The sequence below is a fragment of the Agrobacterium sp. CNPSo 3708 genome, from assembly GCF_028674915.1.
In the GTDB taxonomy this organism is placed as follows: domain Bacteria; phylum Pseudomonadota; class Alphaproteobacteria; order Rhizobiales; family Rhizobiaceae; genus Agrobacterium; species Agrobacterium cavarae.
Genome location: NZ_JAQZSF010000006.1, coordinates 195227 through 218695, shown reverse-complemented (window position 1 = coordinate 218695; position 23469 = coordinate 195227). Strand labels below are relative to the sequence as shown.

Genomic DNA, 23469 nt, shown 5'->3' with positions numbered 1-23469 from the left:
CCAAGATACCGAACCGGGTGAAACGCATGACCTCTCACAGCACCGCGCTACGTCAAACGACGTTGCGCAGAGCAGCCGCCGCTCTGCCGGCCTGCCTGTCGCTGTGCGCGTCTCTCTCGCTCGCCTTGCCCCTGCCGGCGCAAGCGCAGACGCTCGGGCAGAATAGAGGTCAGAACACGGGCCAGAATACCGGACAGAATACGGATCGGAACACGCCGGTGCAGCCTGCCGGGCTGCAAAGCGCCGACCCTTATGCCAACGATCCGGCCTCCGGCCAGAACCCGACGCCTGCCGCGACCGTCGTTCCAACTCCACGGCCAACCACCGGCACAACGACCACGAACGGCACGCGCACAAGCGTCGATCCTGGCAGCGCCGTGGCGGAGCCTGTCGATGAAGCGATTGAGCCGGTTGATCGGCGGGAAAACACCTATGAGACGACGCTCGATGGCGGCGAAAAGGTTGCGATCGATGATGGCACCGCGCCCGGCATCCGTATCGGCACGCTGACGCTGCGTCCGTCCATCAGCCAGACGATCAACCATGAGAACAAGACATTTGCCACGGGATCGACCAACCGCAATTATCTGGCGACCGGTATCCGCGGCACCTTGACGAGCGACTGGTCCCGCCATGCGCTCACCGTCACCGGCGAAGGGATCTATGAGCGCAATCTCGGCGGCAGCAGCGCGGGCGAAAGCCCGAGCGCCAATGTGCAGGCCGAACTGCGCCTCGATCTGGCCGACCAGACCACAGCCAGGCTGAAAGCCGGCTACACCTTCAGCCGCGAGGACACCACCGATCCGAACGCCATTACCGGTGCGGCGGTGCAGGGTGGCGAGCACCTCTTCACCACCGGCGCGTCGGTCGAGCACAATGTCGCCCTCGTCAAGACGCTCGCCGCACTCGATCTGTCGCGCACCGTCTACACCGACGCCAAGGGGCTCAACGGCCAGCCGATCAGCCTGTCCGACCGCGATCGCGCAGGTGCCGCCATCCGCGGCCGTGTCGGCTATGAAGTGTCGCCCGCCCTCATTCCCTTCCTGGAAGCGACAGGGGCGCTCAGCTCCTACGACCAGAAGACCGACAGAACCGGCTACCAGCGCTCCTCCGTCTCCTATGGCGCGAAGGTCGGAACGCAGATCGATCTTGGCGAGAAGTGGCGCGGCGAAGTCGCCGTCGGTCTTCTGCGGCGCGACTATGACGATAGCCGCCTGGCATCCGTCAACGCGCTGACCACCGATGGCACCCTCACCTGGTCGCCAATGCGCGGAACGGACGTCAACTTCGGCCTGAAGACGGACATTGAAGACTTTGCCGGCGGCCCGGAGGGCGGCTGGGTGACGCGTCAGTTGACCATCGGCCTGATTCAGCAATTGCGCTATGATCTCGTGGCACGGCTGACGACCGGACTGGAGCGGCGCAACTTCCAGACCTCCAGCATCAGGGACGAAACGAAATATACGCTTGGCGCCGGTCTGACCTGGAATATCAACCGCTACCTCGATTTCACCACCGACGTCAGCTACGACACCACGCCCGTGACCAACAACCACAATTGGCGCATCGGTGCCGGTCTGACGCTCAAGCGATAGGACGTTGGTGTTGTCAGGGTCATCCTTCAGCTTGACCCACTGCTGTCCGGTTTAATGAGCGATAGCTCTCGTTTGCACCCTCATTCCTGTGCTTGTCACAGGAATCCAGCCGACGCGCGTCTGCGCGGCGAGAAAGGTCTTTTCAGACCAAAGACTTGGTTTGACTGAACGAGCCCCACCGCCTCGCCCGACAAGTTTGGGCCTGTGCCACAAAAACAAATCCCGGCACGAGGCCGGGATCGACGTTTTTCAGAACCGATGCCTCCCCCGCCACGTGAGACCAAGTCCGACATGGCAGGGCGAGAGTTATCCGGTCATCAGCCCATCTTGGCGATGATGTCCTTCAGCGGGCCTTCGATCAGCGGACGGATGTCCTCGCGCTGCAGGGCGAAAGCGAGGTTTGCCAGAATGAAGCCATCCTTGGCGCCGGTGTCGTAGGTCTCGCCGCGGAACGGATAGGCGGTGAAGTCCTGCTGCTTCAAAAGCTTCAGCATGCTGTCGGTCAGCTGGATCTCATTGCCGGCACCGCGCTCCTGCGTTTCCAGAAGCGTGAAGATTTCCGGCTGAAGGATGTAGCGGCCATTGATGAAGTAATTCGATGGCTGCGTGCCCTTGGCAGGCTTTTCCACCATGTCGGTGATGCGGAAACCGTTGCCGATCTCTTCGCCAGGCGCGACGATGCCGTAACGATGGGCGAGTTCCGGTGCGCATTCTTCGACCGCCAGAACGTTGCCGCCGCTCTGATCGTAGAGTTCAACCATGCCCTTGAGGCAGGACTTGTTGTCGCCGGTCATGATCATGTCGGGCAGAAGAACAGCAAAAGGCTCGTCGCCGACGATGTCACGGGCGCACCAGACCGCATGGCCAAGACCGAGCGGAACCTGCTGGCGGGTGAAGCTGGCCGTGCCGGCCTTGGGCAGAATGTTCGTCAGCAGCGTCAGTTCGGCGTTCTTGTTGCGCTCGCGCAGCATCTGCTCCAGTTCGAACTGGATATCGAAATAGTCTTCGATCACACCCTTGCCGCGTCCCGTCACGAATACGAAATGCTCGATACCAGCCTCAGCCGCTTCGTCCACCACATATTGGATGACCGGCTTGTCAACGACGGTGAGCATTTCCTTCGGAACAGCTTTGGTTGCCGGCAGGAAACGAGTGCCAAGGCCAGCCACCGGAAAGACCGCTTTCCGAATTTTCTTTTTTTCTACCACACATCCCTCCTCAGAGATTTCAACGGCATTTAAGTAACGCACACGAACTTGTTATGACAAAAGTGGCAAGTTTTTGCAAAGCGTGACCTTACCTATCGTTAATGGTAAAGAATTTGTTGACTTTAATTTGGTACCCCATCGTGAAGCCCGATGCGTATCTCGCAATCGAACTGACATTCGAGAGAAACGAAAGACTGACGATGAAAAAGATGATCCTTTCCGGCGTCCGTAAATTTGGCTGCGTGGCACTCGCAGGCCTGACAATTGCTTTGACGCCCGTCACTGCAAGTGCAGATGCGGGTTTCAAACAATGGATCAACCAGTTCTATGCCACAGCCGCCAAGGAAGGCATTTCGCGCGCGACCTATCAGAAAGCCTTTGCAGGCGTGACTGAACCTGATCCGGATGCGCTGCGCAAGGCAACCTTCCAGCCCGAATTCACCACTCAGATATGGGATTATCTCGACAGCCGCGTGAACCCCTACACAGTGCGCATCGGCCGCGAGATGAAGATGAAGCACGCCACGACGCTCAACTGGATCGAGCGCAATTTCGGCGTCGACAAGCACGTCATCCTCGCCATCTGGTCGATGGAATCCAATTACGGCGCGGTGCTGGAAAAGCCCGAACGCCTGCACAATATTCCCCAGGCGCTGGCGACACTCGCCTATTCCGACCCGAAGCGCGCAAAGTTTGCCCGCACCCAGCTGATTGCCGCACTGAAGATCCTGCAGTCCGGTGATGTCACGCCAAAGCAGCTGACCGGCTCCTGGGCAGGCGCGATGGGCCACACCCAGTTCATCCCGACGAGCTACCTGCTCTATGCGGTCGATGCGGACGGTAACGGCAAGCGCGACATCTGGCATTCCGTGCCGGATGCGCTGGCAACCGCTGCAAATCTTCTGGCCAAGAACGGCTGGGAGCCCGGCCGCACCTGGGGCTACGAGACAGCCGTGCCTGCGGGTGGTGCGCGCTATGCGGACCAGACGAAGAGCCTGGCCGAATGGCAGAAGCTCGGCTTCTTCCGCCCCAATGGCAAGGGTTTCCCGCGCGGTTCGGATCGCGCGACGCTGAAGCTCGAAGGTGGTTCCAACGGTCCGGGCTTCCTGATGACCAAGAACTTCTTCACCATCAAGCGCTACAACGCCTCGGACAGCTACGCACTGGCCGTCGGCCTTCTGGCAGACGAGATTGCCGGTTTCGGCGGCATGCAGCAGAAGTGGCCGCGCCCGAATGGCACGCTCGACATCAAGGAGAAGTTCGAGCTCCAGACGCGCATGAAGGAACTCGGCTATTACGATGGCGAAATCGACGGCAATTTCGGCTCCGGCTCGAAAGCGGCAATCAGCGCCATCCAGAAGCGCATGGGCCTGCAAAATGACGGCGAGCCATCGCAGACCTTGCTGAGAGCGCTTCGTAACTGATCGGGCAACCGATCGCGTAGCGGATAAAAGTCCTGACGAGCCTCGTATATTAGAATATAATCAATGGGACCGTCTCGGGAACATCACGCCATGACCACAAGAGAAGCAGGACCCTTTGCAAAGATCATGAAGCGCGGCAGCGTCGCGCTTCTTGTCGTGACATTCAGCCTGCCCTCATGGACGGCGCCTGCCATTGCGCAGGAGTATCGCGAGCGCCGCACGCTGATGGAAATGCTCTTCGGCGGTCCCAACCAATATAATGATCGTCTCTATGCCCCCGAACGCCGCGAGCAGCGCCGGCAGGCAGCGCCGCAGCGGCAAAATTCCAGCCGCTCCGTCACCAGGCCTCCCGCACCGCGCAGCACACCCTCGGTGGTGCAGATGCGCACCGCTAAGCCTGCACCGGTGGAGAAGCTGGAGAATGCCCGACGTGTTCTCATCGTCGGTGATTTTCTCGCCGGCGCCATGGGCGAAGCGCTGGTCTCCACCTTCGAGACCTCGGCGAGCATCGCTATCGATGTGCGCGCCAATGGCTCATCCGGCCTTGTGCGCTCCGATTACTACGACTGGTTTGCCAATCTTCCGCAATTTATCAAGGACACCAAGCCCGCTAACATCGTCATCATGATGGGGTCCAATGACCGTCAGGCCATGGACATTGGCGGCACCAAGGAGAAATACGGCAGCGAGATCTGGTTCAAGGAATATGAGCGGCGCATCGATGCGCTGATCACCCTTGCCAAGCGCCAGCAAGTGCCGGTGCTCTGGGTCGGCCTGCCCGCCTTCCAGTCGCCATCGCTGACGGCCGATTTCGTCGGCTTCAATCGGCTTTACCGCAGCCATATCGAAAAGCTCGGCGGCGAGTTCGTCGATGTCTGGGATGGCTTCGTCGATGAGGGCGGCAAATACGTGACCACCGGCTATGACGTGAACGGCCAGCAGGCCCGTCTGCGTGAAGCGGATGGCATCGGCATGACGCAGGCCGGCAAGCAGAAGCTTGCCTTCTACGTAGAGAAATTCGTCCGCCGCCATCTGGATGGTGCCGAGCCCGGCCTCGGCACGCTGGACGGCAGCAACCTGCCCTCCCTCACCTCGCTGCCCGCTATGGGCATCGATGCGCAGCAGGTACGTACTCAACCGATCAGCCTGACCGACCCTGACCTCGACGGTGGCGATGCGCTGCTGGGCGGCAAGCAGGCGCCTGCGAAATTCTCCGTTGTCGAGACGCCACGCGAAAGACTGACGAAGCGCGGGCTGATGGAAGATGCGCCGCTTGGCCGCGTGGATGATTATCGCATGTCGCCAACGGATGAAACCGCCGCGAAATGAACGTTCTGCGGGAAAACCGGTAGTCGGCTACCCGAACGACGATCTTGGCCATCACGAAATATTAAAATCGGAACGATCGACGCTGGCCTCGTGTTAACGCCCGGCAAGGCATGAGGCCTTGCTTAAAAAGATGGATATGAGGAGTATACCGTCATGGCCAATCAAGGTGGCACGCACGAACAGCACGTCAAGGCTGGCAAGCAGTCGCACAAGAACAGCGACGACAAGGCAACCCGCAGCGCATCTTCAAAGTCCTCGGCAGACAGCAAGAGCAGCGGCAAGCAGGGTGGCTCGTCGGAGCAGCACATGAAGGCCGGCCAGCAGAGCCACAAGAACAAGCATTGATGTCCACACATGTGGAAAACGGCCCTCGCGCAGATGCACGGGGGCCGTTTTTTTTGCGGGCATGCGCTGGTGAGCCACCGCTATGAAGCGATCTGGCCGACTAGCCGTTCCCGTTCCTGACGTGAGCGCGCGATCCGACCTTTCGCTTTGTCCAGAACATCCGGCGACGCCTCTTGCGGGGTGCCCGAATGGAAGGGCGGCGCCGGCGCATATTCCAGCGACAGTTGCACGATCTCGGCTTCCTCCCGGCCCATCAATTCCGAGAGAAGCGAAAGACCGAAATCGATACCGGAGGTCACACCGCCCGCAGTGATCAGATTGCCGTCCTTCACCACGCGCTCATGAACGGGCGTCGCGCCGAAATGCGGCAGGAAATCCATCGCGTTCCAGTGCGTCGCCGCCCGTTTGCCCTTCAGCAGTCCGGCAGCGCCAAGCACCAGCGAGCCGGTGCACACCGAGGTGATAAAGCGCGCGCCCTTTGCCTGGCGGCGGATAAACTCCAGCACCTCTTCATCGCCAAGCAGCGCATTGACGCCCTCGCCGCCTGGAATGCAGAGCACATCAAATTGAGGGCTATCCTTGAAATCGACATCCGGCGTGAAGCTGATCCCGGTCACGGAGCGAACCGGGCTCTTGTCCTTCCACACCAGATGCACCTCGCTGTCTTGCGCCGAGGCGAAGACCTCGTAAGGCCCGGTCAGATCGAGCTGTTGGATATTCGGAAAGACGAGGAAACCGAAGCGATAGGTCATGTGAACTCTCCTGTTGACGAGAGCATGATGGGCGCGCATCGTTTGGCGAGATTGCCATTCATCCCACGCTTCAGGCCAAAATGACCCGCCGCATCGAAATTCTAGCTTTCCCGGATGTCCAGCTTCTGGATGTCGCCGGCCCCTTGCAGGTCTTCGCCTCGACCAATGATTTTTGTCTGCACGCCGGAAAGCCGGCGCCCTATCAGCCGGTGGCCGTCGGCGCTGACAATCCGATCGTCACATCCTCTGCATTGCCGATCGGCACATCTTCCCTGCCCTTAAGCGACCAGCCGATCGACACGCTGATCGTTCCCGGTGGCTGGGGCGTCTACCGTGCCTGCGAGGATCAGGCTTTGATCAACTGGATCGCGGAGCGCTCCAAGCTGGCGCGACGAACGGCATCGGTCTGCAGCGGTGCCTTTCTGCTGGCAAGCACCGGGCTGCTGGACGGCAGGCGCGCAGTCACGCACTGGCAGCGCTGCGGCGAGTTCCGGAAACGCTTCCCCAAGGTCCGGCTCGATCCCGACCCGATCTTCATTCAGGACGGCAGCATCTGGACCTCTGCCGGCGTGACGGCCGGCATCGATCTGGCGCTGGCGCTGGTGGAAAACGATCTCGGACGCGATGTGGCGCTTGCCGTCGCGCGCCAGCTCGTCGTCTTCCTCAAGCGCCCCGGCGGGCAGTCGCAATTTAGCGCTGCCCTTACGCTTCAGGATGAAGGCGGTCGCTTCGACGGCTTGCATGCCTGGATGATGGAAAACATCACGCAGGATTTGTCACTTGGTGATCTCGCCGACAAGGCAGGGATGAGCCTGCGCAGCTTCTCCCGCCACTACCGCGAACAGACCGGAGTGACACCGGCCAAAGCGCTGGAGAAAATGCGTCTGGAAACCGCGAGACGCCTGTTGGAACAGGCGCAGCCGGTCTCGCGCGCTGCCCGCCGCGCCGGCTTCGGCAGCGAGGAAACGCTACGCCGCCTGTTCCAGCGCCGCTTCGGGGTCAGCCCGCAGGCCTATCGCGAGCGGTTTATGGCCGTGGAGTGAAACACAAACGCCCGGAACGATGTCCCGGGCGCTTGATAATTTGACAGATGGGCCGCTGATCAGCGCGGCAGAACCGAGCTTCCCATCAGGGCTTCGTCGATGGCGCGCGCCGCCTGGCGACCTTCGCGGATGGCCCAGACGACCAGCGACTGGCCACGGCGCACGTCGCCGGCTGCCCAGAGCTTGTCGATCGAGGTCTTGTAGTCGCGATCATTGGCAACGACGTTGGTGGAGCCACGACGGTCGGTGTTGAGCGTCAGCTTGCCGTCCAGTTCCTTCAAAATGCTATCGGTGAAGGGGCCGGAGAAGCCGATGGCGATGAAGGCGAGATCCGCCTTGATGATGAACTCCGTGCCGGCGATTGGCTTGCGGCGCTCATCCACCTGGCAGCACTTCACGCCCGTCAACACGCCATCCTCGTCACCGACGAATTCAAGCGTTGCCACCTGGAACTCACGCGCGGCACCTTCGGCCTGCGAGGACGAGGTGCGCATCTTGGTTGCCCAGTAGGGCCAGACGGCAAGCTTGTCTTCCTTTTCCGGCGGCATCGGGCGGATGTCGAGCTGGGTCACCTTGACGGCACCCTGGCGGAAGGCGGTTCCGACGCAGTCAGACGCGGTATCGCCACCGCCGACGACGACGACATGCTTGCCGCCAGCAAGGATCGGATCGGCAGGCCAGCCGACGCTGTCGATGTTTTCGCGGCCGACGCGACGGTTCTGCTGCACCAGATAGGGCATGGCATCGTGAACGCCATGGAATTCCGTGCCGCCGATACCGGCCGGACGCGGGGTTTCCGAGCCGCCGCAATAGAGCACGGCATCATGCTCGGCCATCAGCTGTTCTGCGCTCATATCGACGCCGACATTGACGCCGTAATGGAAGGTGACGCCTTCGCCCTTGATCTGCTCGACGCGGCGATCGATGAAGTTCTTCTCCATCTTGAAGTCGGGAATGCCATAGCGCAGCAGGCCACCGGCCTTGGTTTCGCGCTCATAGACATGCACCTCGTGACCAGCACGGCCAAGCTGCTGGGCAGCGGCAAGACCGGACGGGCCGGAACCGATGATCGCAACCTTCTTGCCGGTGTGGACCGTGGCGGGCTTCGGCACGATGAAGCCCAGCTCATAGGCCTTGTCGGCAATCGCCTGTTCCACCGTCTTGATCGCAACCGGCGCATCTTCGAGGTTCAGCGTGCAGGCTTCCTCGCACGGTGCCGGACAGACACGGCCGGTAAATTCCGGGAAGTTGTTGGTGGAATGGAGGTTGCGGATCGCCTCTTCCCAATTGTTGTTGTAGATCAGATCGTTCCAGTCGGGGATCTGGTTGTGCACCGGGCAGCCGGTCGGGCCGTGGCAGTACGGAATGCCACAGTCCATGCAGCGCGCCGCCTGCTTCTGCACCTCGGCATCCGACATGGGAATGGTGAATTCCCGGAAATGGCGAATACGATCTGACGCCGGCTGATACTTGCCAACCTGACGATCGATCTCCAGAAAACCTGTAACCTTGCCCATGTCTCAGTCCCTTCCGCGGCCTAACGCAGCCAATTTTCAACTTTCAATCCCGGCACGCGGGAAAATTCTCTATCATTGTCCGTCACCACCACCGCATCCAGCGCAAGCGCATGGGCGGCGATCAGCATGTCCATTTGCCCGATCGGCTGACCTTGCTGCTGCAAGATGCTGCGTATCTCGGCGTAATGCATATCCGCAGGCGACGCCCACGGGGCTATCTCGAAATCTGCCAGAACCTGCTCGACCAGGACTTCCAACCGCTTCGATCCCCGATTGCGGTATCCAAACCGAAGCTCTGCCGCGACCACGATGCTTGTCCCAAGATCTCCAACCGCCAGCATTTCGGTGCGCTGACCAACCTTGCCGTCGGGTGAGCGAATAAGGTTCGAGATGATATTCGTGTCGTAGAGATACTTCATTCCGGAAAATCGATATCGACGGGTTCCGGTGGGTAGTCCTCGATTTCCGGCATCTGATCCTCTTCCGTAAGCGGCTCAAGCGTCCGCAGAAAAGCCACCAAACCTGCCGGAGATCGAGGTGCTTTCACCGGATGAACCACCAGATCGCCGTTTTCATTCATGCGGATCTCCACCTGGTCAGCCTCGAATTCGAATTCCTTCGGAATACGAATGGCGCGGCTACGTCCATTGTTGAAGACCTGCGCGATTTTAACGACGCTGGAATGGTCATTCATGACTACCTCCATCTTGTGATATGACAAAGCATATCACAAGATTTGTCGAAACCCAACTACTCTGCTGCGACCCCCATTTTCAGCCGTTCCATTTCCTCAAGCGCACGGCGGTACTCGACCGGCATGACCTTGCGGAACTTCGGACGGAACTCGCTCCAGCGGTCAAGGATGTCCTTGGCGCGGGTGGAGTTGGTGTAGTGGAAGTGGTTGGAGATCATCTGGTAGAGGCGCTCCTCGTCGTGGCGTGTCATGTCCTCGGAAACGTCGACGCGTCCCTTGTGCATGAGATCGCCGCCGTGATGGTGCAGCTTTTCCAGCATGTCGTCTTCTTCCGGAACCGGCTCAAGCTCGACCATGGCCATGTTGCAGCGCTTGGCGAAGTCGCCCGTCTCGTCCAGAACATAGGCCACGCCGCCGGACATGCCGGCTGCGAAGTTGCGGCCGGTTTCACCCAGAACCACGACGATGCCGCCCGTCATATATTCGCAGCCATGGTCGCCCACGCCTTCGACAACGGCAATCGCACCCGAGTTGCGCACGGCGAAACGCTCACCGGCCACGCCGCGGAAGTAGCACTCGCCGGTGATCGCGCCGTAAAGCACGGTGTTGCCGACGATGATCGAGTTTTCCGCAACGATACGGGCATTTTCCGGCGGACGCACGATGATGCGACCACCAGACAGACCCTTGCCGACATAGTCGTTGCCGTCACCGACGAGATCGAAGGTGATGCCGCGTGCCAGGAACGCGCCGAAGGATTGACCCGCTGTGCCGCGCAGCGTCACGTGAATCGTATCGTCCTTCAGGCCCTTGTGGCCCCAGCGCTTGGCGAGCGCGCCGGACAGCATCGCACCGGCGGAGCGATCGACGTTCTTGATCGGCACTTCGAAGACCACCGGCTCGCGGTTTTCCAGCGACGGCATGGACTTCTCGATCAGCTTGCGGTCGAGAATGTCGTCGATCGGGTGCTTCTGGCGCTCGGTCCAGTAGGTGGCTTCCTTCGGCGCTTCCACCTTGTGGAAGATGCGGCTGAAATCGAGCCCGCGTGCCTTCCAGTGCGCCAGCATCTCATCCTTTTCCAGAAGCTCCGAAGCGCCGATGATCTCGTCCAGCCTGGAAACACCAAGCGAAGCGAGGATTTCGCGCACTTCTTCGGCAACGAAGAAGAAGTAGTTGATGACGTGTTCGGGCGTGCCCTTGAAGCGCTTGCGCAGAACCGGGTCCTGCGTTGCAACGCCCACGGGGCAGGTGTTGAGATGGCACTTGCGCATCATGATGCAGCCGGCGGCAATCAGCGGGGCGGTGGCGAAGCCGAACTCGTCGGCACCCAGAAGCGCACCGATGATGACGTCGCGACCGGTCTTCAGACCGCCATCCACCTGCAGCGCAATGCGCGAACGAAGACCGTTCAGCACCAGCGTCTGCTGGGTTTCGGCAAGGCCGATTTCCCATGGGCTACCGGCATGCTTCAGCGAGGTGAGCGGCGACGCACCCGTGCCGCCATCGAAGCCGGACACGGTGATATGGTCGGCGCGCGCCTTGGCGACACCGGCAGCAACCGTGCCGACGCCCACTTCGGAGACGAGCTTGACGGAAACGTCTGCCTCCGGGTTGACGTTCTTCAGGTCGTAGATCAGCTGTGCCAGATCTTCGATCGAATAGATGTCGTGGTGCGGCGGCGGCGAAATCAGGCCAACACCTGGCGTGGAGTGGCGGGTCTTGGCAACCGTTGCATCCACCTTGTGGCCGGGCAGCTGACCGCCTTCGCCGGGCTTTGCACCCTGCGCCACCTTGATCTGCAGCATGTCTGCATTGACGAGATATTCCGTCGTCACACCGAAGCGGCCGGAGGCGATCTGCTTGATGGCGGAGCGTTCCGGGTTCGGCTGGCCGTTGAGAAGCGGCATGTAGCGATCGGACTCTTCGCCGCCTTCGCCCGTGTTGGACTTGCCGCCGATGCGGTTCATCGCAATCGCAAGCGTGGTATGCGCTTCACGGCTGATCGAGCCAAAGGACATCGCACCGGTGGAGAAGCGCTTGACGATATCGACCGCCGGCTCGACCTCATCGACGGAGATCGGCTTGCGACCGGACTGCTCGGCGCTCTTGAGCTTGAACAGGCCACGAATGGTGTTCATGCGCAGGTTGCTGTCATTCACCATTTCGGCGAATTCGCGGTAGCGCTCCTGGCTGTTGCCGCGCACGGCATGCTGCAGGGTGGCGACCGAATCCGGGCTCCAGGCGTGGCTTTCGCCGCGCATGCGATAGGCATATTCGCCGCCAATATCGAGCGTGTTGGCAAGGATCGGGTCCTTGCCGAAGGCAGCCATGTGGCGTGTCACGGTTTCTTCGGCAATTTCCTTCAGGCCCACACCTTCGATGGTGGTGGCAGTGCCGAAGAAATACTGCTCGATGAATTCCGACGATAGGCCGATGGCGTCGAAGATCTGCGCGCCGCAATAGGACTGATAGGTGGAAATGCCCATCTTGGACATGACCTTGAGGATGCCCTTACCCACCGCCTTGATGTAGCGATAGACCACCTCATCGTCGGAGACTTCCTTCGGGAAGGCGCCATGCTTGTGCATGTCGAGCAACGTGTCGAAGGCAAGATAGGGGTTGATCGCTTCCGCGCCATAGCCGGCCAGCAGGCAGAAATGGTGGATTTCACGCGGCTCGCCGGTTTCGACAACGAGACCGACCGAGGTGCGCAGACCCTTGCGGATCAGGTGATGGTGAACGGCAGCCGTTGCCAGCAGCGCCGGGATGGCGATGCGGTCCGGACCCACCTGACGGTCGGAAAGAACGATGATGTTGTAACCGCCGCGCACGGCCGATTCCGCCCGCTCGCACAGACGATCGAGCATTTCCGGCATGCCTTCGGCGCCACGCTCCACATCATAGGTGAAGTCGAGCGTCTTGGTGTCGAAACGGTCTTCCGTGTGGCCGATGGAGCGGATCTTTTCCAGATCGCCATTGGTCAGGATCGGCTGGCGCACTTCCAGACGCTTGGCACGGGCGGCACCTTGATGGTCCAGAATGTTCGGGCGTGGGCCGATGAAGGAGACAAGGCTCATCACCAGCTCTTCGCGGATCGGATCGATCGGCGGGTTGGTAACCTGCGCGAAGTTCTGCTTGAAATAGGTGTAAAGCAGCTTGGACTTTTCCGACATGGCCGAGATCGGCGTATCGGTGCCCATGGAGCCGACAGCTTCCTGGCCGGTGGTCGCCATCGGAGACATCAAAAGCTTGGTGTCTTCGCTGGTATAGCCGAAGGCCTGCTGACGATCGAGCAGCGAGACGTCGCGGCGCAGCGCGCGCGGCTCCACAGGCTTCAGGTCTTCCAGGATCAGCTGGGTGCGGTCGAGCCAGGTGCGGTACGGATGCTTGGCGGCAAGCTCGTGCTTGACGTCCTCATCCGAGATGATCTCGCCCTTTTCCATGTCGATCAGCAGCATCTTGCCAGGCTGCAGACGCCACTTCTTGACGATGCGCTCTTCCGGTACCGGCAGCGTGCCGGCTTCAGACGCCATGATGATGCGGTCGTCATCGGTGACGAGGTAGCGGGCTGGACGCAGACCGTTACGGTCGAGCGTGGCGCCAATCTGCTTGCCATCGGTGAAGGCAACGGCGGCCGGGCCATCCCATGGCTCCATCAGGGCCGCGTGATACTCGTAAAACGCCTTGCGCTCGGCCGACATGGACTGGTTGCCAGCCCATGCTTCCGGGATCAGCATCATGACCGCATGGGCCATCGAGTAGCCGCCGCGCACCAGGAATTCCAGCGCGTTGTCGAAGCAGGCCGTATCGGACTGACCTTCATAGGAGATCGGCCAGAGCTTGGAAATGTCATCGCCGAAGAGTTCGGACGAGACCGAAGCCTGGCGCGCCGCCATCCAGTTGACGTTGCCGCGCAGCGTGTTGATTTCGCCGTTATGGGCAACCATGCGGTACGGGTGGGCGAGCTTCCAGGACGGGAAGGTGTTGGTGGAGAAGCGCTGGTGAACGAGCGCCACCGCACTTTCGAAGCGCGGATCGGCGAGGTCCTTATAGTAAGCACCGACCTGATAGGCCAGGAACATGCCCTTGTAGACGATGGTCGAGGAGGAGAGCGACACCGGATAGAAATCCTGCGCTTCCTTGCCGCCGCCGGCATCATAGATGCGGTTCGACAGAACCTTGCGGATCAGGAACAGACGGCGTTCGAATTCGGCATTGGTGGCGGCTTCGCGACCGGCGCCAATGAAGACCTGCACGTGATGCGGTTCGGTCGCGGCAATGTCCGCCGCCTTGGAGAGCGAGGCATTGTCCACCGGCACGTCGCGGAAGCCAAGAAACTGCTGGCCTTCTTCGCCGATGACATCAACGATGACCTTCTTGTAGTGCTCGATGCGTTCCGGATCGCGCGGGAAGAAGATGTGACCCACGGCATATTCGCCGGCCTTCGGCAGCGTCACACCCTGCTTTGCCATTTCCTCACGGAAGAAGCGGTCGGGGATTTGCACGAGGATGCCAGCGCCATCACCCATCAGCGGGTCGGCACCGACGGCGCCGCGATGCGTCAGGTTCTCAAGGATGAAAAGACCGTCCTTGACGATCTGGTGCGACTTCTGACCCTTCATATGCGCGACAAAGCCGACGCCGCAGGCATCGTGCTCATTGCGCGGATCGTAAAGACCCTGCTTGGCCGGAAGACCGCCAATCGTGGCGCGAGGCGCGATCGCCTTCGGCGCGTCGGTCGGACAGTCATTCGTCTGAAGTGCCAGGGTCTGAAGTCCTTGGGCGTTTTCGCCTTCCAGCCGTATGGTCATTTTCATCCCTCCTGCAAACTCGTTGCATGGTGTCACGCAGAGAGGCGGAGGCCGATCCGGCCCCAATCTTGAAAGCCAAATCCGTCTCCGCATTTCAATTTAGGACAGCAATGCTGTCTTAATTCTGTCTGAACAATGACAGAAACACCCACCTTCCGCAAGGGGATGCCGTTAATTTATAGAGAACCATTGTGACGTGAAATTTCAACGGAAGGAAGTAACGCGTAATTTTCTTGTTTAGCTGCGCTAAAATGATCGCCTTTATAACTTCATCGCACACACGTGCAGGTGAATAGAGATCAGCGGAAGCACTTCATTGGTCAGCTTGCAGCCAAGCTGGGCGGCATCTCGATCAGAGCCATCCGTAATTTCCATTATTACCATCTCGTTAGCGACTATCGTCGGGTGACGACGGAGCAGGCGGCCAAATATGGCTTCTCCTTTGTTCAGAATTTACCGAAATGGGTTTCTGCTTCGGGCTGCGAGGAATAGGGCTCTATGAAGACGTTGACGTGGACCTTCACACGGGATGCACCCTCACCGTCCATCTTGGCTTTGTAGACATTATCACTCAGCTCGACGTCTTCATTGATCACTTTAGGATAGTTGACGCGCTAGCGATACTTGTTGGCTAGGCGCTGAACCAGCCTTTCCATAAACTCGTCTTCGCTGATGAGCTTATTGATCCCTTTGTCAGAGCGGCGGCGGACCTGCTGCGCCAAGCATTTTAGACCCCAATGTCATGCTCGTTGGCATGGCGAAAACGTAGCGGGAGCGCATTACCCCGCAAGATTCTCACGTCCTACAGTTTGTAAGACTCAAATCTTATGGTATGTAAGAGTCATAGGCTTTCTTAGTGTCACCGTTGATTGGATTGAATATGTTTGGAGCGACAGACCTGGAGATGGAAATTTTGCGTCTTCTCACTACCGGAAAGCGACTTTACGGACTGGAAATGGTCAGGGAGTCGGACAAGCTAAAAAGGGGCACGATTTATGTCTATCTCGGCAGAATGGAAGAGAAGGAGTGGGTGAAGTCTGAGGCTGAAAAGGAAGCCTCAGTTGCTGGTCTACCACGCAGGCGCTATTGGATCACCGGCAAGGGACAACGCGTCTTCGATCGCGCCAACGAAATGCACAGACAGTATAACGCGTTGAGCCAGGGTATCACAGTATGAGCACCGACGATAAAGATCACCAATTTCCGCGCGCTTACCTTAAAAAGGGAAGCTGGCCGAGAAACGTAAAAATTGTTTCCCACAATATCAATCGCGCGGGTATTTTTTCCAGCGATCTTTCATGCGACGATGAAATCGAAGGCATGGTCATCCAATACAAAGACCGTTGGCTACACAAACTCGACACCAATAGTGCCAATTGGCAAGCGTTGATAGCAGCTTCAAAAGCTGAATCCAAGGCATTACAAAATGATATCGAAAGGCTTGATGAAAGGCTCATCGAGGCAAACGCGGTTCTTGGCACCCAAAAGCAGAACGTTATCTATCGCGCTCCGGGATATCGCGCTATTGGTATTCTTCAAGCCGTTCTGCCGAAATCAGTCTTTGATCGCATCTACGGACAGATGGTGGCCGATGCGCGGCAAGAGTATTTCGAGGCGATCGCCCAAGGTGATCTGGACGAAGCCAAGAAGATTGCGCGATACCTTAATTTCAGCCTGATAAGTTCCGTCGTGGAGTTCCTTGCTGGTCTCCCGGCGCACCTACTTTCACTTCCCTTCAAGGCTTTCAAGAAGGAAGACGAATGATGGGGCCCAAGCCCCATCCTCACGTTTCGAAGTATTCGGCTAAAACGTCATAGCCACCGATTAGCACTCCATCATGGAAGACCATCGGGAGCAACCGGTAGCCGGGATCCTTGAACGACTCGATCCGCTCCGGCGTTTCGGAGACCAACTCCAAAAAGGTTTCGTTGTTGCTCTTGAGCAGAGCCTTTGCCAAGACGCAATCAACGCAGCCTGGCTTGGTCGTTACGATATATGCCATTCCCTTACCCCTCACACGCTAAGCACGAGGCGTTGACACAGGTGAGTAGCCGCGGATTGGTCATTCCCGTGCGACAGTGGGCCGACTTCAAGCCACCTTTCCAAAGTGCGACAATGATGTCGGCGCCGTGCTTCACCGTACCTCTTGGAGACAGTTGGACGTTGAAATAAGTGCCCTTGTCGATAAATGGCATGCGGTGATCGTTCTGACGCACGAGTTTCGTCTGGTCGATATCGATCCACGGCTTGAAGGTGTCCTTCTGGCGCAGGGTGAGGAAGCCAGATGGTCGATAAGATCGACTGAAGTTAGGATGGTCACACCGTTCGTTCGACCGCTAGATAACCTAGACCTACTTGCGCGGCAGACGTGCGAAATGGACCGGACCGTCCGAAGTGCCTTCGCCCGAAATCGGAAGCCCTTGAACAGGATGGAGACCGTGTTGTCTGATTACCGGATTTGCCTTGGCTGAAATATGCTCGTAAAACCACGGGCCTAGTCTTGCCAACCATCCCAACCGCGCGACATTCCTGCCCGCAACATGCTTGAAAGTGCTGACGATGATTTTTGCTTCTGACAACTGGGCTGGCGCCCACCCGGCCATCAACGAGCGGCTGATGAAGGAATCCACCCGCTTTGCCGCCGCTTACGGCACCAGCGAACTGGACCAGGCGATTGAGAAGAAGTTCAATGAAATCTTCGAGCGCGAAGTCGCTGTCTTCTTCGTCGGCACGGGCACAGCGGCAAACTCTCTCGCGCTCGCAAGCGTCGCCCGCCCGGGCGGCATCGCCTTTTGCCATTCCGAAGCCCACGTGATCGAGGACGAATGCGGCGCGCCGATCTACTTTTCCAACGCCTCGCGGCTGATGCCGGTGGCAGGGCCAAACGGCAAGATGCTGCCTAAGAACCTGAAAGCCGCCATCGATCGCTTTCCGCCCGGCTCCATTCACCAGGGCCAGCCGATGCTGGTGACGATGACGCAGGCGACCGAGCAAGGCACGATCTATGATCTCGACGAAATCTCCGCGATCTCCGAAATCGCCAAGAGCGCCGGCGTTCCATTGCACATGGACGGTGCGCGTTTTGCCAATGCGCTGACCGCGCTCGATACCACGCCTGCGGAAATGACCTGGAAGCGCGGCGTCGATATCCTCTCCTTCGGCGCGACGAAGAACGGCTGCTGGTGCGCGGAAGCCATCGTCTACATGGATCCGAAAATGGCAGAAGACCTGCCCTTCATCCGCAAGCGCTCCGCCCAGCTTTTCTCCAAGACCCGCTTCATGGCGGCCCAGTTCGACGCCTATTTCCAGAACGACCTGTGGCTGGAGCTCGCCGCCCACGCCAACGCCATGGCAAACCGCCTGCGTGACGGCCTCTCCGCCTCCAACAGCGCCCGCCTCGCCTGGCCCACACAGTCCAACGAGCTCTTCGTCGTCCTGGACAAGCAATCTGCCAAGGCTGCCCGAGATGCCGGTGCCAGCTTCTACGACTGGCCGGTTCCGCACGACATGCAGCAGCCGGTCGGCGAAAACGAACAGCTGATCCGCCTCGTCACCAGCTTTGCGACGGAAGAGAGCGACGTGGATTCGTTTCTGCGCATTTGCGGTCGGGCGTAAGACGCTGCACGCTCAAGCATAACTGCCCGGGACCATCCCCTTCGCCGTCACCAGCGACGACAGCGCCCGCACTAGCTCCGCATCCGCGCCCTTGCGCGGCTGCAGCACGAACTCCACGTCTTCCAGCGATGGCAGACTGCCTTGCGGCAACTCTCGCAAGCCGGACGGCGCCATGCTGCGAGGCTGGACAAGAACGCCCATGCCGGCGCGGGCAGCAGCCGTCAGCCCGCTGAGGCTTCCGCAGGTGCAGACGATGCGCCAGGCAACGCCTGCCCGATCGAGGGCTTCCTGCGCGGCTTTGCGCGTGATGCTCGGCGGCGGAAAGGCGATGAGCGGCAGCGCTTCCTTGCGGGAGAGGATCGCATCCGGGTCCTTGGCGAGCCAGATCAGCGGTTCGCGATAAAGGAAATGACCGAGCTGATCGCCAAGCCGACGCTTGGCCAGCACGACATCGAGTTCGCCATTGTCCTGCATCTGATAGAGCACGCCGGAGAGCGATACCGTCAGCTCCAGATCGACCAGCGGATAAAGCCTCGTGAACTCTTCCAGAATGACGGTGAGACGGCTTGCGACGAAATCCTCCGAGACGCCGAGACGCAGGCGACCGCGCAGCCTGCTCTCGCCGAAGAGGGCCGCGACCTTATTGTTGAGATCCAGCATATTGCGGGCATAGCCCAGAAGCGCTTCACCCTCCGGCGTCAAGCGCACCCGATGGGTATCACGGGCGATCAGCTTTTGGCCGAGCGACGCTTCCAGTCGCTGGATGTGCTGGCTGACGGTCGATTGGCCGATCCCCAGCCGTTCGGCGGTCTGGGTGAAACTCATGGTCTGCTCGAGGGTAACGAAGCTTGCAAGATGTTGGAGGTTCAGCATGGCTATCTCAAAACATGATAACTGTTAGTTTTTGCATCTGGTTTCATGATGAGCGATAGTGAGACCGATTTCAATCCGCAAACCGGCTTGGAGGGTGTGGGATCTTTCACGGTCCTCACGCTTTAGATCGGCTACGACGGATCAAACGATTGCAGAGCGCCGTGCCGTTCTGCGCACCAGATTCTAGAAAGGCCGCGCCATGAGCCGCTTCCTGCCAGACCGCTTCACCATGATGCTGGTCGCTACCGTCATCCTCGCGTCGCTGCTGCCGATCAGCGGAGAGCCGGCACATTATTTCTCCATTGCGACGAAATGCGCCATCGCGCTGCTCTTCTTCCTGCATGGCGCGCGCCTGTCGCGAGACGTCGTGGTGGCGGGCATGCTGCATTGGCGCCTGCACATCGTCATCCTTCTCGTCACCTTCGGCATCTTCCCGCTTCTCGGCCTTGCGGCGGGCTATATTCCAGACAGCATCTTGCCGCAGCCACTCTATATGGGTGTCCTTTTTCTCTGCGTGCTTCCCTCCACCGTGCAGTCGTCCATCGCCTTCACCTCGATGGCCGGAGGCAACGTGCCGGCCGCAATCTGCGCGGCATCCGCCTCCAACATTTTCGGCATGTTCCTGACGCCTCTTCTCGTCGGCTTCCTGTTTACCGTTGGCGGCCATGGCGGCGGCTTTTCGCTCGATGCGTTCGGCCAGATCTTCCTGCAGCTTCTGCTGCCCTTCATCGCCGGCCAGGCATTGCAGCCCTGGATCGGCAAGTGGATACGCGCCCGCAAGACGCTGCTGGCCCCTGTCGATCGCGGCTCGATCCTGATGGTCGTCTATCTCGCCTTCAGCGATGCGGTGGTGGAAGGCATCTGGAACCAATTCACCTTACGCGACATCGGCGTCGTGATTGGCATCAACATGGTTCTGCTGACCCTTGTCCTGTGCCTCACCATGTTTGGCAGCCGCCTGCTCGGCTTCAAGAAAGAAGATGAAATCACCATCACCTTCTGCGGATCGAAAAAGAGCCTTGCGAGCGGCGTGCCGATGGCAGGCGCCATCTTCGCCGGCCAAAGCATCGGCGCCATCGTGCTGCCCATCATGCTCTTCCACCAGATCCAACTGATGGCCTGCGCCGTGATTGCACAGCACTATGCGAAGAAGGCAAAGGAAGCGGAAGCTGCAAAGATCGCGGCGCCCGTGGCAGATGCACCGGAGGCGGCGGCGATCGCAGCCAAGACGGCGTCGTAAGTCTCCCTGCCGCCGCTGAAGACAGTCGATCCTCGCGTCAACAACGGATGACGTCACAGGGTCTTCGACCGCCTATAAATGCAAAAAAGACGGCCCCCTTGCGGGAGCCGTCTTCTTATTCACGCGCTAACCTCGAGGTTTAGTTCACCTGGGTTGGCGTTACCTGTGCCTCGATCTGCTTCGGCGCGTCCGATGCGTCGGTCGCAATCGCGATGCGGCGGGGCTTCATGGCTTCGGGAATGTTGCGAAGAAGGTCGATATGCAGAAGACCGTTCTTCAGCGAAGCATTCTGCACTTCCACATGGTCGGCAAGCTGGAAGCGGCGCTCGAAAGCGCGCGTGGCAATGCCGCGATAGAGGAAGTCGCCCTCGGATGCCTTGGTGTCTTCAGCCTTCTCGGCCTTGACGGTCAACACATTGGCGCGAGATTCGATGCTGAGTTCAGTCTCGTCGAAGCCGGCAACCGCCATGGTGATGCGATAGGCATTCTCGCCGGTCCGCTCGATATTATAGGGCGGATAAGCCTGAGCCTGCTCCGGCTGACCGATGCTGTCGAGCATCGAGAACAGACGGTCGAAACCGACGGTGGAGCGGTAAAGGGGGGAAAAATCAACGTGACGCATGGTGTCCTCCTTAGAAGCGACTGTTTGCGAGTGTGGCTCTCCATCCCGTTCTGGCGATGAAAGAAACCTTGACACGGCCCCGTTCTGGCGACCGTGAGCAATAGGTGGGAATGGTGTTTTGGCAGTTCAAGAGGGAAAAAGGCATTCGATTTCACCTGAACGATTTCTGAATGGCAGGTTCCAGATCCGTTCATTGAGCGACCGCTAGAACCACCCTATCGGAGGCAACTTCGAGGGCAGAGAAGCATCGTCCCTTCTTCTTTGTCCGACTGGCCGGAACCGCGACTGCTAAACCGACGGTTCCGGCAATTTTTCCCGCCTTGTCCGTTTTGCGCATGTTTTCCTTTGACGGACACAATCGCTCAACCTATCCCCTTGAAACACCTCTCCGCACGACCACGATTTGCCCCGAGGCAGGATATCGATGACCGAAGCCATTCTCCATGAAACCAAAGGCAACCCCGTGCCCGACAACCACCATGTCGGAACCTTTGAAGGCCATGGCAAGAAGAGCCTGCGCTATGCAATCTTCCGTTCCGAAAGACCGGTTGCACGCGGCACCATCGTGCTGCTGCACGGACGCAACGAAACGATCGAGAAATACTTTGAGACGATCCGCGATCTGACGGCCAAGGGCTTCTGGGTCGCCACTTTCGACACGCGCGGCCAGGGCGGCTCGGCGCGGCTTTTGAAGAAGGCGGATGCCGGCTATGTGCGCCGTTTTTCCGATTACCAGAAGGATGTATCGCTCTTTCTGGAACAGGTGGTGCTGCCGGATACCCGCCTGCCCTTCTTCATGGTGGCACACTCCACCGGCGGACTGATTGCGCTTTCCATGGCGCCGGAACTGTCCAACCGCATCGAGCGCATGGCGCTCTGCTCGCCCTTCGTCGGGCTTGGCGGCCAATCCGTTTCGCCCCGCTGGATCAAGACCGTTGCCACCGCCCTGACATGGACAGGTTTTGGCGGCAAGCAATTGGGCAGGGATAATCGCGAGCGGGATTTCGATGGCAACCCATTGACCTCCGATGCCGAGCGTTTTGCCCGTAACATTGCGATCGCCAACAGCCATCCGGAGCTCTTCATCGGCAGGCCTACGGCGCGCTGGCTCTACGAAGTCATGAAGATCATGCCGAAAGTGACGCGGCAGGATCACCTGACCCGCATCACCATTCCCACCCTGTTGCTGGCCCCGGTTCTCGACACCATCACGCCCTATGCGGTGCAGGAGGAATTGTCGCGCAATTTCCGCGCGGCACAGTTGATCCCGGTCATCGGTGCCCGCCACGAACTGTTTCAGGAACGCGATATCTACCGCGCCCAGGCGCTTGCGGCGCTGGATGCCTTCTTCGCCCCGGACGAATAGCGTCCCGCCCTAAAAGGGTCAGAGGCCGGAGAGCAGCGCCAGCGCCTCTTCATGCACAGCCTTGCTGCCGGCAGCGATAATCCGCCCCGCCCCTTCCGGTCGCCCGCCATCCCAGGTGGTGATGATGCCGCCCGCCTGTTCGATGATCGGGATCAGCGCACCGACATCATAGGGCTTCAGGCCGGATTCGATGACGAGATCCACATGGCCGGCAGCCAGCAAAGCATAGGCATAGCAATCCACGCCATAGCGGAACAGGCGAACCTTGTCCTGCACCGCGCCGTAACGCTCGGCTTCCGGTGCGGTGAAGATATGGGGCGAGGTGGTAAAGAGAATGGCATCCGAAAGCGACCGGCAGGCCCGCGTCCTGATCTCTTTTTCGCCCTCCGGCCCCTTGTACCATGCCTTCTCCCCATCGGCGTAATAGCGCTCGCCGGTAAAGGGCTGGTCCATCAGGCCCATTCTGGCGCGACCGCCGGATTGGAAACCGATCAGCGTTCCCCAGACCGGCACGCCTGAAATGAAGGCGCGGGTGCCGTCGATCGGATCGATCACCCAGACATGCTCGCGGTCGAGCCCGATGCTGCCATGCTCTTCGCCAAGAATGCCGTGATCTGGGAAACGCTCGGTGATCAGTGCGCGGATCGCCGCTTCGGCTGCTTGGTCGCCCTCCGTTACGGGATCGTAACCGCCGGCCTGCTTGTTATCGACAGCGATGCCGGTGCGAAACCGGGGCAGCGTCTCAGCCTTGGCGGCATCGGCGAGGCGGAAGAAGAAGTCGCGATCTGGCAGCATGAAAATCCCCGGCGTCTGTGATTGGCTGGAGGATCACATAGCGCGGTTCTGCGCGACTCGTCCACTCTCCCCACGTGAGGCACCCATTGCCTGCTGAATAGGCATGCCCAAGAAACGCCAGGCCACCATACATGCAAACACCCAAATATTGCCTATAATTTATGCAAATAATTATAATGATTGACAATTGTGCAAATTGATGTAGCGTGGAGTTCACAGTCTTTGACTGTAAATACCCTC

The 23469-nt window shown here is 59.5% G+C and carries 20 protein-coding genes; 10 read left to right on the top strand and 10 right to left on the bottom strand.

The annotated features are described in order from the left end of the window. Window positions 1–26: 26 nt before the first annotated feature. Window positions 27–1595 (top strand): surface lipoprotein assembly modifier, encoded by a 1569-nt coding sequence (locus PVA19_RS14725; protein WP_274103108.1) that lies wholly within the window; start codon window positions 27–29, stop codon window positions 1593–1595. Between the two features lie 317 nt (window positions 1596–1912). Here PVA19_RS14725 and galU read toward each other — a convergent pair whose 3' ends face one another. Continuing rightward, window positions 1913–2803, bottom strand: coding sequence for a UTP--glucose-1-phosphate uridylyltransferase GalU (gene galU, locus PVA19_RS14720; protein WP_062427889.1), 891 nt, complete (start codon window positions 2801–2803; stop codon window positions 1913–1915). A gap of 200 nt (window positions 2804–3003) precedes the next feature. Here galU and PVA19_RS14715 point away from each other — a divergent pair, with 200 nt between their 5' ends. From PVA19_RS14715 to PVA19_RS14705, 3 genes are all read left to right on the top strand, one after another. Beyond that, entirely contained in the window at window positions 3004–4227 is a 1224-nt protein-coding gene (locus PVA19_RS14715; RefSeq protein ID WP_062427985.1) for a lytic murein transglycosylase, read from the top strand. Window positions 4228–4317: 90 nt separating this feature from the next. After that, entirely contained in the window at window positions 4318–5556 is a 1239-nt protein-coding gene (locus PVA19_RS14710; protein WP_440598518.1) for an SGNH/GDSL hydrolase family protein, read from the top strand. Window positions 5557–5709: 153 nt separating this feature from the next. Further along, the gene (locus PVA19_RS14705; RefSeq protein WP_111849550.1) at window positions 5710–5901 is read left to right on the top strand and encodes a hypothetical protein; all 192 of its coding nucleotides are present in this window, start codon (window positions 5710–5712) and stop codon (window positions 5899–5901) included. Between the two features lie 80 nt (window positions 5902–5981). On the opposite strand, the gene PVA19_RS14700 is transcribed toward PVA19_RS14705, so the two are convergent. After that, window positions 5982–6653 (bottom strand): DJ-1/PfpI family protein, encoded by a 672-nt coding sequence (locus tag PVA19_RS14700; protein ID WP_274103106.1) that lies wholly within the window; start codon window positions 6651–6653, stop codon window positions 5982–5984. Between the two features lie 80 nt (window positions 6654–6733). On the opposite strand from PVA19_RS14700, the gene PVA19_RS14695 reads away from it, so the two are divergent. Beyond that, window positions 6734–7696, top strand: a complete 963-nt coding sequence (locus PVA19_RS14695) for a GlxA family transcriptional regulator (RefSeq protein WP_274103105.1) — start codon at window positions 6734–6736, stop codon at window positions 7694–7696. A gap of 59 nt (window positions 7697–7755) precedes the next feature. Here PVA19_RS14695 and PVA19_RS14690 read toward each other — a convergent pair whose 3' ends face one another. From PVA19_RS14690 to gltB, 4 genes are read right to left on the bottom strand one after another with little or no spacing between them, the layout of a single operon-like run. Continuing rightward, entirely contained in the window at window positions 7756–9213 is a 1458-nt protein-coding gene (locus PVA19_RS14690; RefSeq protein ID WP_062427885.1) for a glutamate synthase subunit beta, read from the bottom strand. A 20-nt stretch (window positions 9214–9233) separates the two neighbouring features. Further along, a complete protein-coding gene (locus PVA19_RS14685) occupies window positions 9234–9632 on the bottom strand; it encodes a type II toxin-antitoxin system VapC family toxin (protein ID WP_274103104.1) in 399 nt (132 codons plus the stop codon). Beyond that, on the bottom strand, window positions 9629–9907 hold the full coding sequence (locus PVA19_RS14680) for an antitoxin (RefSeq protein ID WP_274103102.1): 279 nt from the start codon (window positions 9905–9907) through the stop codon (window positions 9629–9631). The genes PVA19_RS14685 and PVA19_RS14680 overlap by 4 nt, the downstream gene beginning before the upstream one ends. 56 nt (window positions 9908–9963) lie before the next feature. Beyond that, a complete protein-coding gene (gene gltB / locus PVA19_RS14675) occupies window positions 9964–14718 on the bottom strand; it encodes a glutamate synthase large subunit (RefSeq protein WP_116492390.1) in 4755 nt (1584 codons plus the stop codon). 880 nt (window positions 14719–15598) lie between these two features. Between gltB and PVA19_RS14670 the strand changes: the two genes are divergently transcribed. Beyond that, a complete protein-coding gene (locus PVA19_RS14670; RefSeq protein WP_274103101.1) occupies window positions 15599–15895 on the top strand; it encodes a PadR family transcriptional regulator in 297 nt (98 codons plus the stop codon). Beyond that, entirely contained in the window at window positions 15892–16482 is a 591-nt protein-coding gene (locus tag PVA19_RS14665; RefSeq protein ID WP_274103100.1) for a hypothetical protein, read from the top strand. The genes PVA19_RS14670 and PVA19_RS14665 overlap by 4 nt, the downstream gene beginning before the upstream one ends. 19 nt (window positions 16483–16501) lie before the next feature. Here PVA19_RS14665 and PVA19_RS14660 read toward each other — a convergent pair whose 3' ends face one another. Continuing rightward, complete coding sequence (locus PVA19_RS14660; protein WP_274103098.1) at window positions 16502–16720, bottom strand: glutaredoxin; 219 nt, start codon at window positions 16718–16720, stop codon at window positions 16502–16504. Window positions 16721–17277: 557 nt separating this feature from the next. Here PVA19_RS14660 and PVA19_RS14655 point away from each other — a divergent pair. Continuing rightward, window positions 17278–18333, top strand: a complete 1056-nt coding sequence (locus PVA19_RS14655; RefSeq protein WP_116491965.1) for a threonine aldolase family protein — start codon at window positions 17278–17280, stop codon at window positions 18331–18333. Between the two features lie 12 nt (window positions 18334–18345). On the opposite strand, the gene PVA19_RS14650 is transcribed toward PVA19_RS14655, so the two are convergent. Next, the gene (locus PVA19_RS14650; RefSeq protein WP_112358553.1) at window positions 18346–19206 is read right to left on the bottom strand and encodes a LysR substrate-binding domain-containing protein; all 861 of its coding nucleotides are present in this window, start codon (window positions 19204–19206) and stop codon (window positions 18346–18348) included. A gap of 199 nt (window positions 19207–19405) precedes the next feature. Here PVA19_RS14650 and PVA19_RS14645 point away from each other — a divergent pair, with 199 nt between their 5' ends. Next, a complete protein-coding gene (locus PVA19_RS14645; RefSeq protein WP_274103096.1) occupies window positions 19406–20446 on the top strand; it encodes a bile acid:sodium symporter family protein in 1041 nt (346 codons plus the stop codon). A gap of 139 nt (window positions 20447–20585) precedes the next feature. On the opposite strand, the gene PVA19_RS14640 is transcribed toward PVA19_RS14645, so the two are convergent. Then, window positions 20586–21068, bottom strand: coding sequence for an Hsp20 family protein (locus PVA19_RS14640; RefSeq protein WP_062598884.1), 483 nt, complete (start codon window positions 21066–21068; stop codon window positions 20586–20588). A 424-nt stretch (window positions 21069–21492) separates the two neighbouring features. Between PVA19_RS14640 and PVA19_RS14635 the strand changes: the two genes are divergently transcribed. After that, a complete protein-coding gene (locus tag PVA19_RS14635; RefSeq protein ID WP_112358554.1) occupies window positions 21493–22434 on the top strand; it encodes an alpha/beta fold hydrolase in 942 nt (313 codons plus the stop codon). An 18-nt stretch (window positions 22435–22452) separates the two neighbouring features. Here the strand turns inward: PVA19_RS14635 and hisN are convergent, their stop codons facing one another. Then, window positions 22453–23229, bottom strand: a complete 777-nt coding sequence (gene hisN, locus PVA19_RS14630) for a histidinol-phosphatase (protein ID WP_274103094.1) — start codon at window positions 23227–23229, stop codon at window positions 22453–22455. Window positions 23230–23469: the final 240 nt, after the last annotated feature.

Bases quoted from the DNA above. Each gene is read 5' to 3' on its own strand.
- PVA19_RS14725 (WP_274103108.1), top strand. From the start codon at position 27: ATGACCTCTCACAGCACCGCGCTACGTCAAACGACGTTGCGCAGAGCA.
- PVA19_RS14715 (WP_062427985.1), top strand. From the start codon at position 3,004: ATGAAAAAGATGATCCTTTCCGGCGTCCGTAAATTTGGCTGCGTGGCA.
- PVA19_RS14710 (WP_440598518.1), top strand. From the start codon at position 4,318: ATGACCACAAGAGAAGCAGGACCCTTTGCAAAGATCATGAAGCGCGGC.
- PVA19_RS14705 (WP_111849550.1), top strand. From the start codon at position 5,710: ATGGCCAATCAAGGTGGCACGCACGAACAGCACGTCAAGGCTGGCAAG.
- PVA19_RS14700 (WP_274103106.1), bottom strand. From the start codon at position 6,653: ATGACCTATCGCTTCGGTTTCCTCGTCTTTCCGAATATCCAACAGCTC.
- PVA19_RS14695 (WP_274103105.1), top strand. From the start codon at position 6,734: ATGACCCGCCGCATCGAAATTCTAGCTTTCCCGGATGTCCAGCTTCTG.
- PVA19_RS14690 (WP_062427885.1), bottom strand. From the start codon at position 9,213: ATGGGCAAGGTTACAGGTTTTCTGGAGATCGATCGTCAGGTTGGCAAG.
- PVA19_RS14685 (WP_274103104.1), bottom strand. From the start codon at position 9,632: ATGAAGTATCTCTACGACACGAATATCATCTCGAACCTTATTCGCTCA.
- PVA19_RS14680 (WP_274103102.1), bottom strand. From the start codon at position 9,907: ATGAATGACCATTCCAGCGTCGTTAAAATCGCGCAGGTCTTCAACAAT.
- gltB (WP_116492390.1), bottom strand. From the start codon at position 14,718: ATGACCATACGGCTGGAAGGCGAAAACGCCCAAGGACTTCAGACCCTG.
- PVA19_RS14670 (WP_274103101.1), top strand. From the start codon at position 15,599: ATGTTTGGAGCGACAGACCTGGAGATGGAAATTTTGCGTCTTCTCACT.
- PVA19_RS14665 (WP_274103100.1), top strand. From the start codon at position 15,892: ATGAGCACCGACGATAAAGATCACCAATTTCCGCGCGCTTACCTTAAA.
- PVA19_RS14660 (WP_274103098.1), bottom strand. From the start codon at position 16,720: ATGGCATATATCGTAACGACCAAGCCAGGCTGCGTTGATTGCGTCTTG.
- PVA19_RS14655 (WP_116491965.1), top strand. From the start codon at position 17,278: ATGATTTTTGCTTCTGACAACTGGGCTGGCGCCCACCCGGCCATCAAC.
- PVA19_RS14650 (WP_112358553.1), bottom strand. From the start codon at position 19,206: ATGCTGAACCTCCAACATCTTGCAAGCTTCGTTACCCTCGAGCAGACC.
- PVA19_RS14645 (WP_274103096.1), top strand. From the start codon at position 19,406: ATGAGCCGCTTCCTGCCAGACCGCTTCACCATGATGCTGGTCGCTACC.
- PVA19_RS14640 (WP_062598884.1), bottom strand. From the start codon at position 21,068: ATGCGTCACGTTGATTTTTCCCCCCTTTACCGCTCCACCGTCGGTTTC.
- PVA19_RS14635 (WP_112358554.1), top strand. From the start codon at position 21,493: ATGACCGAAGCCATTCTCCATGAAACCAAAGGCAACCCCGTGCCCGAC.
- hisN (WP_274103094.1), bottom strand. From the start codon at position 23,229: ATGCTGCCAGATCGCGACTTCTTCTTCCGCCTCGCCGATGCCGCCAAG.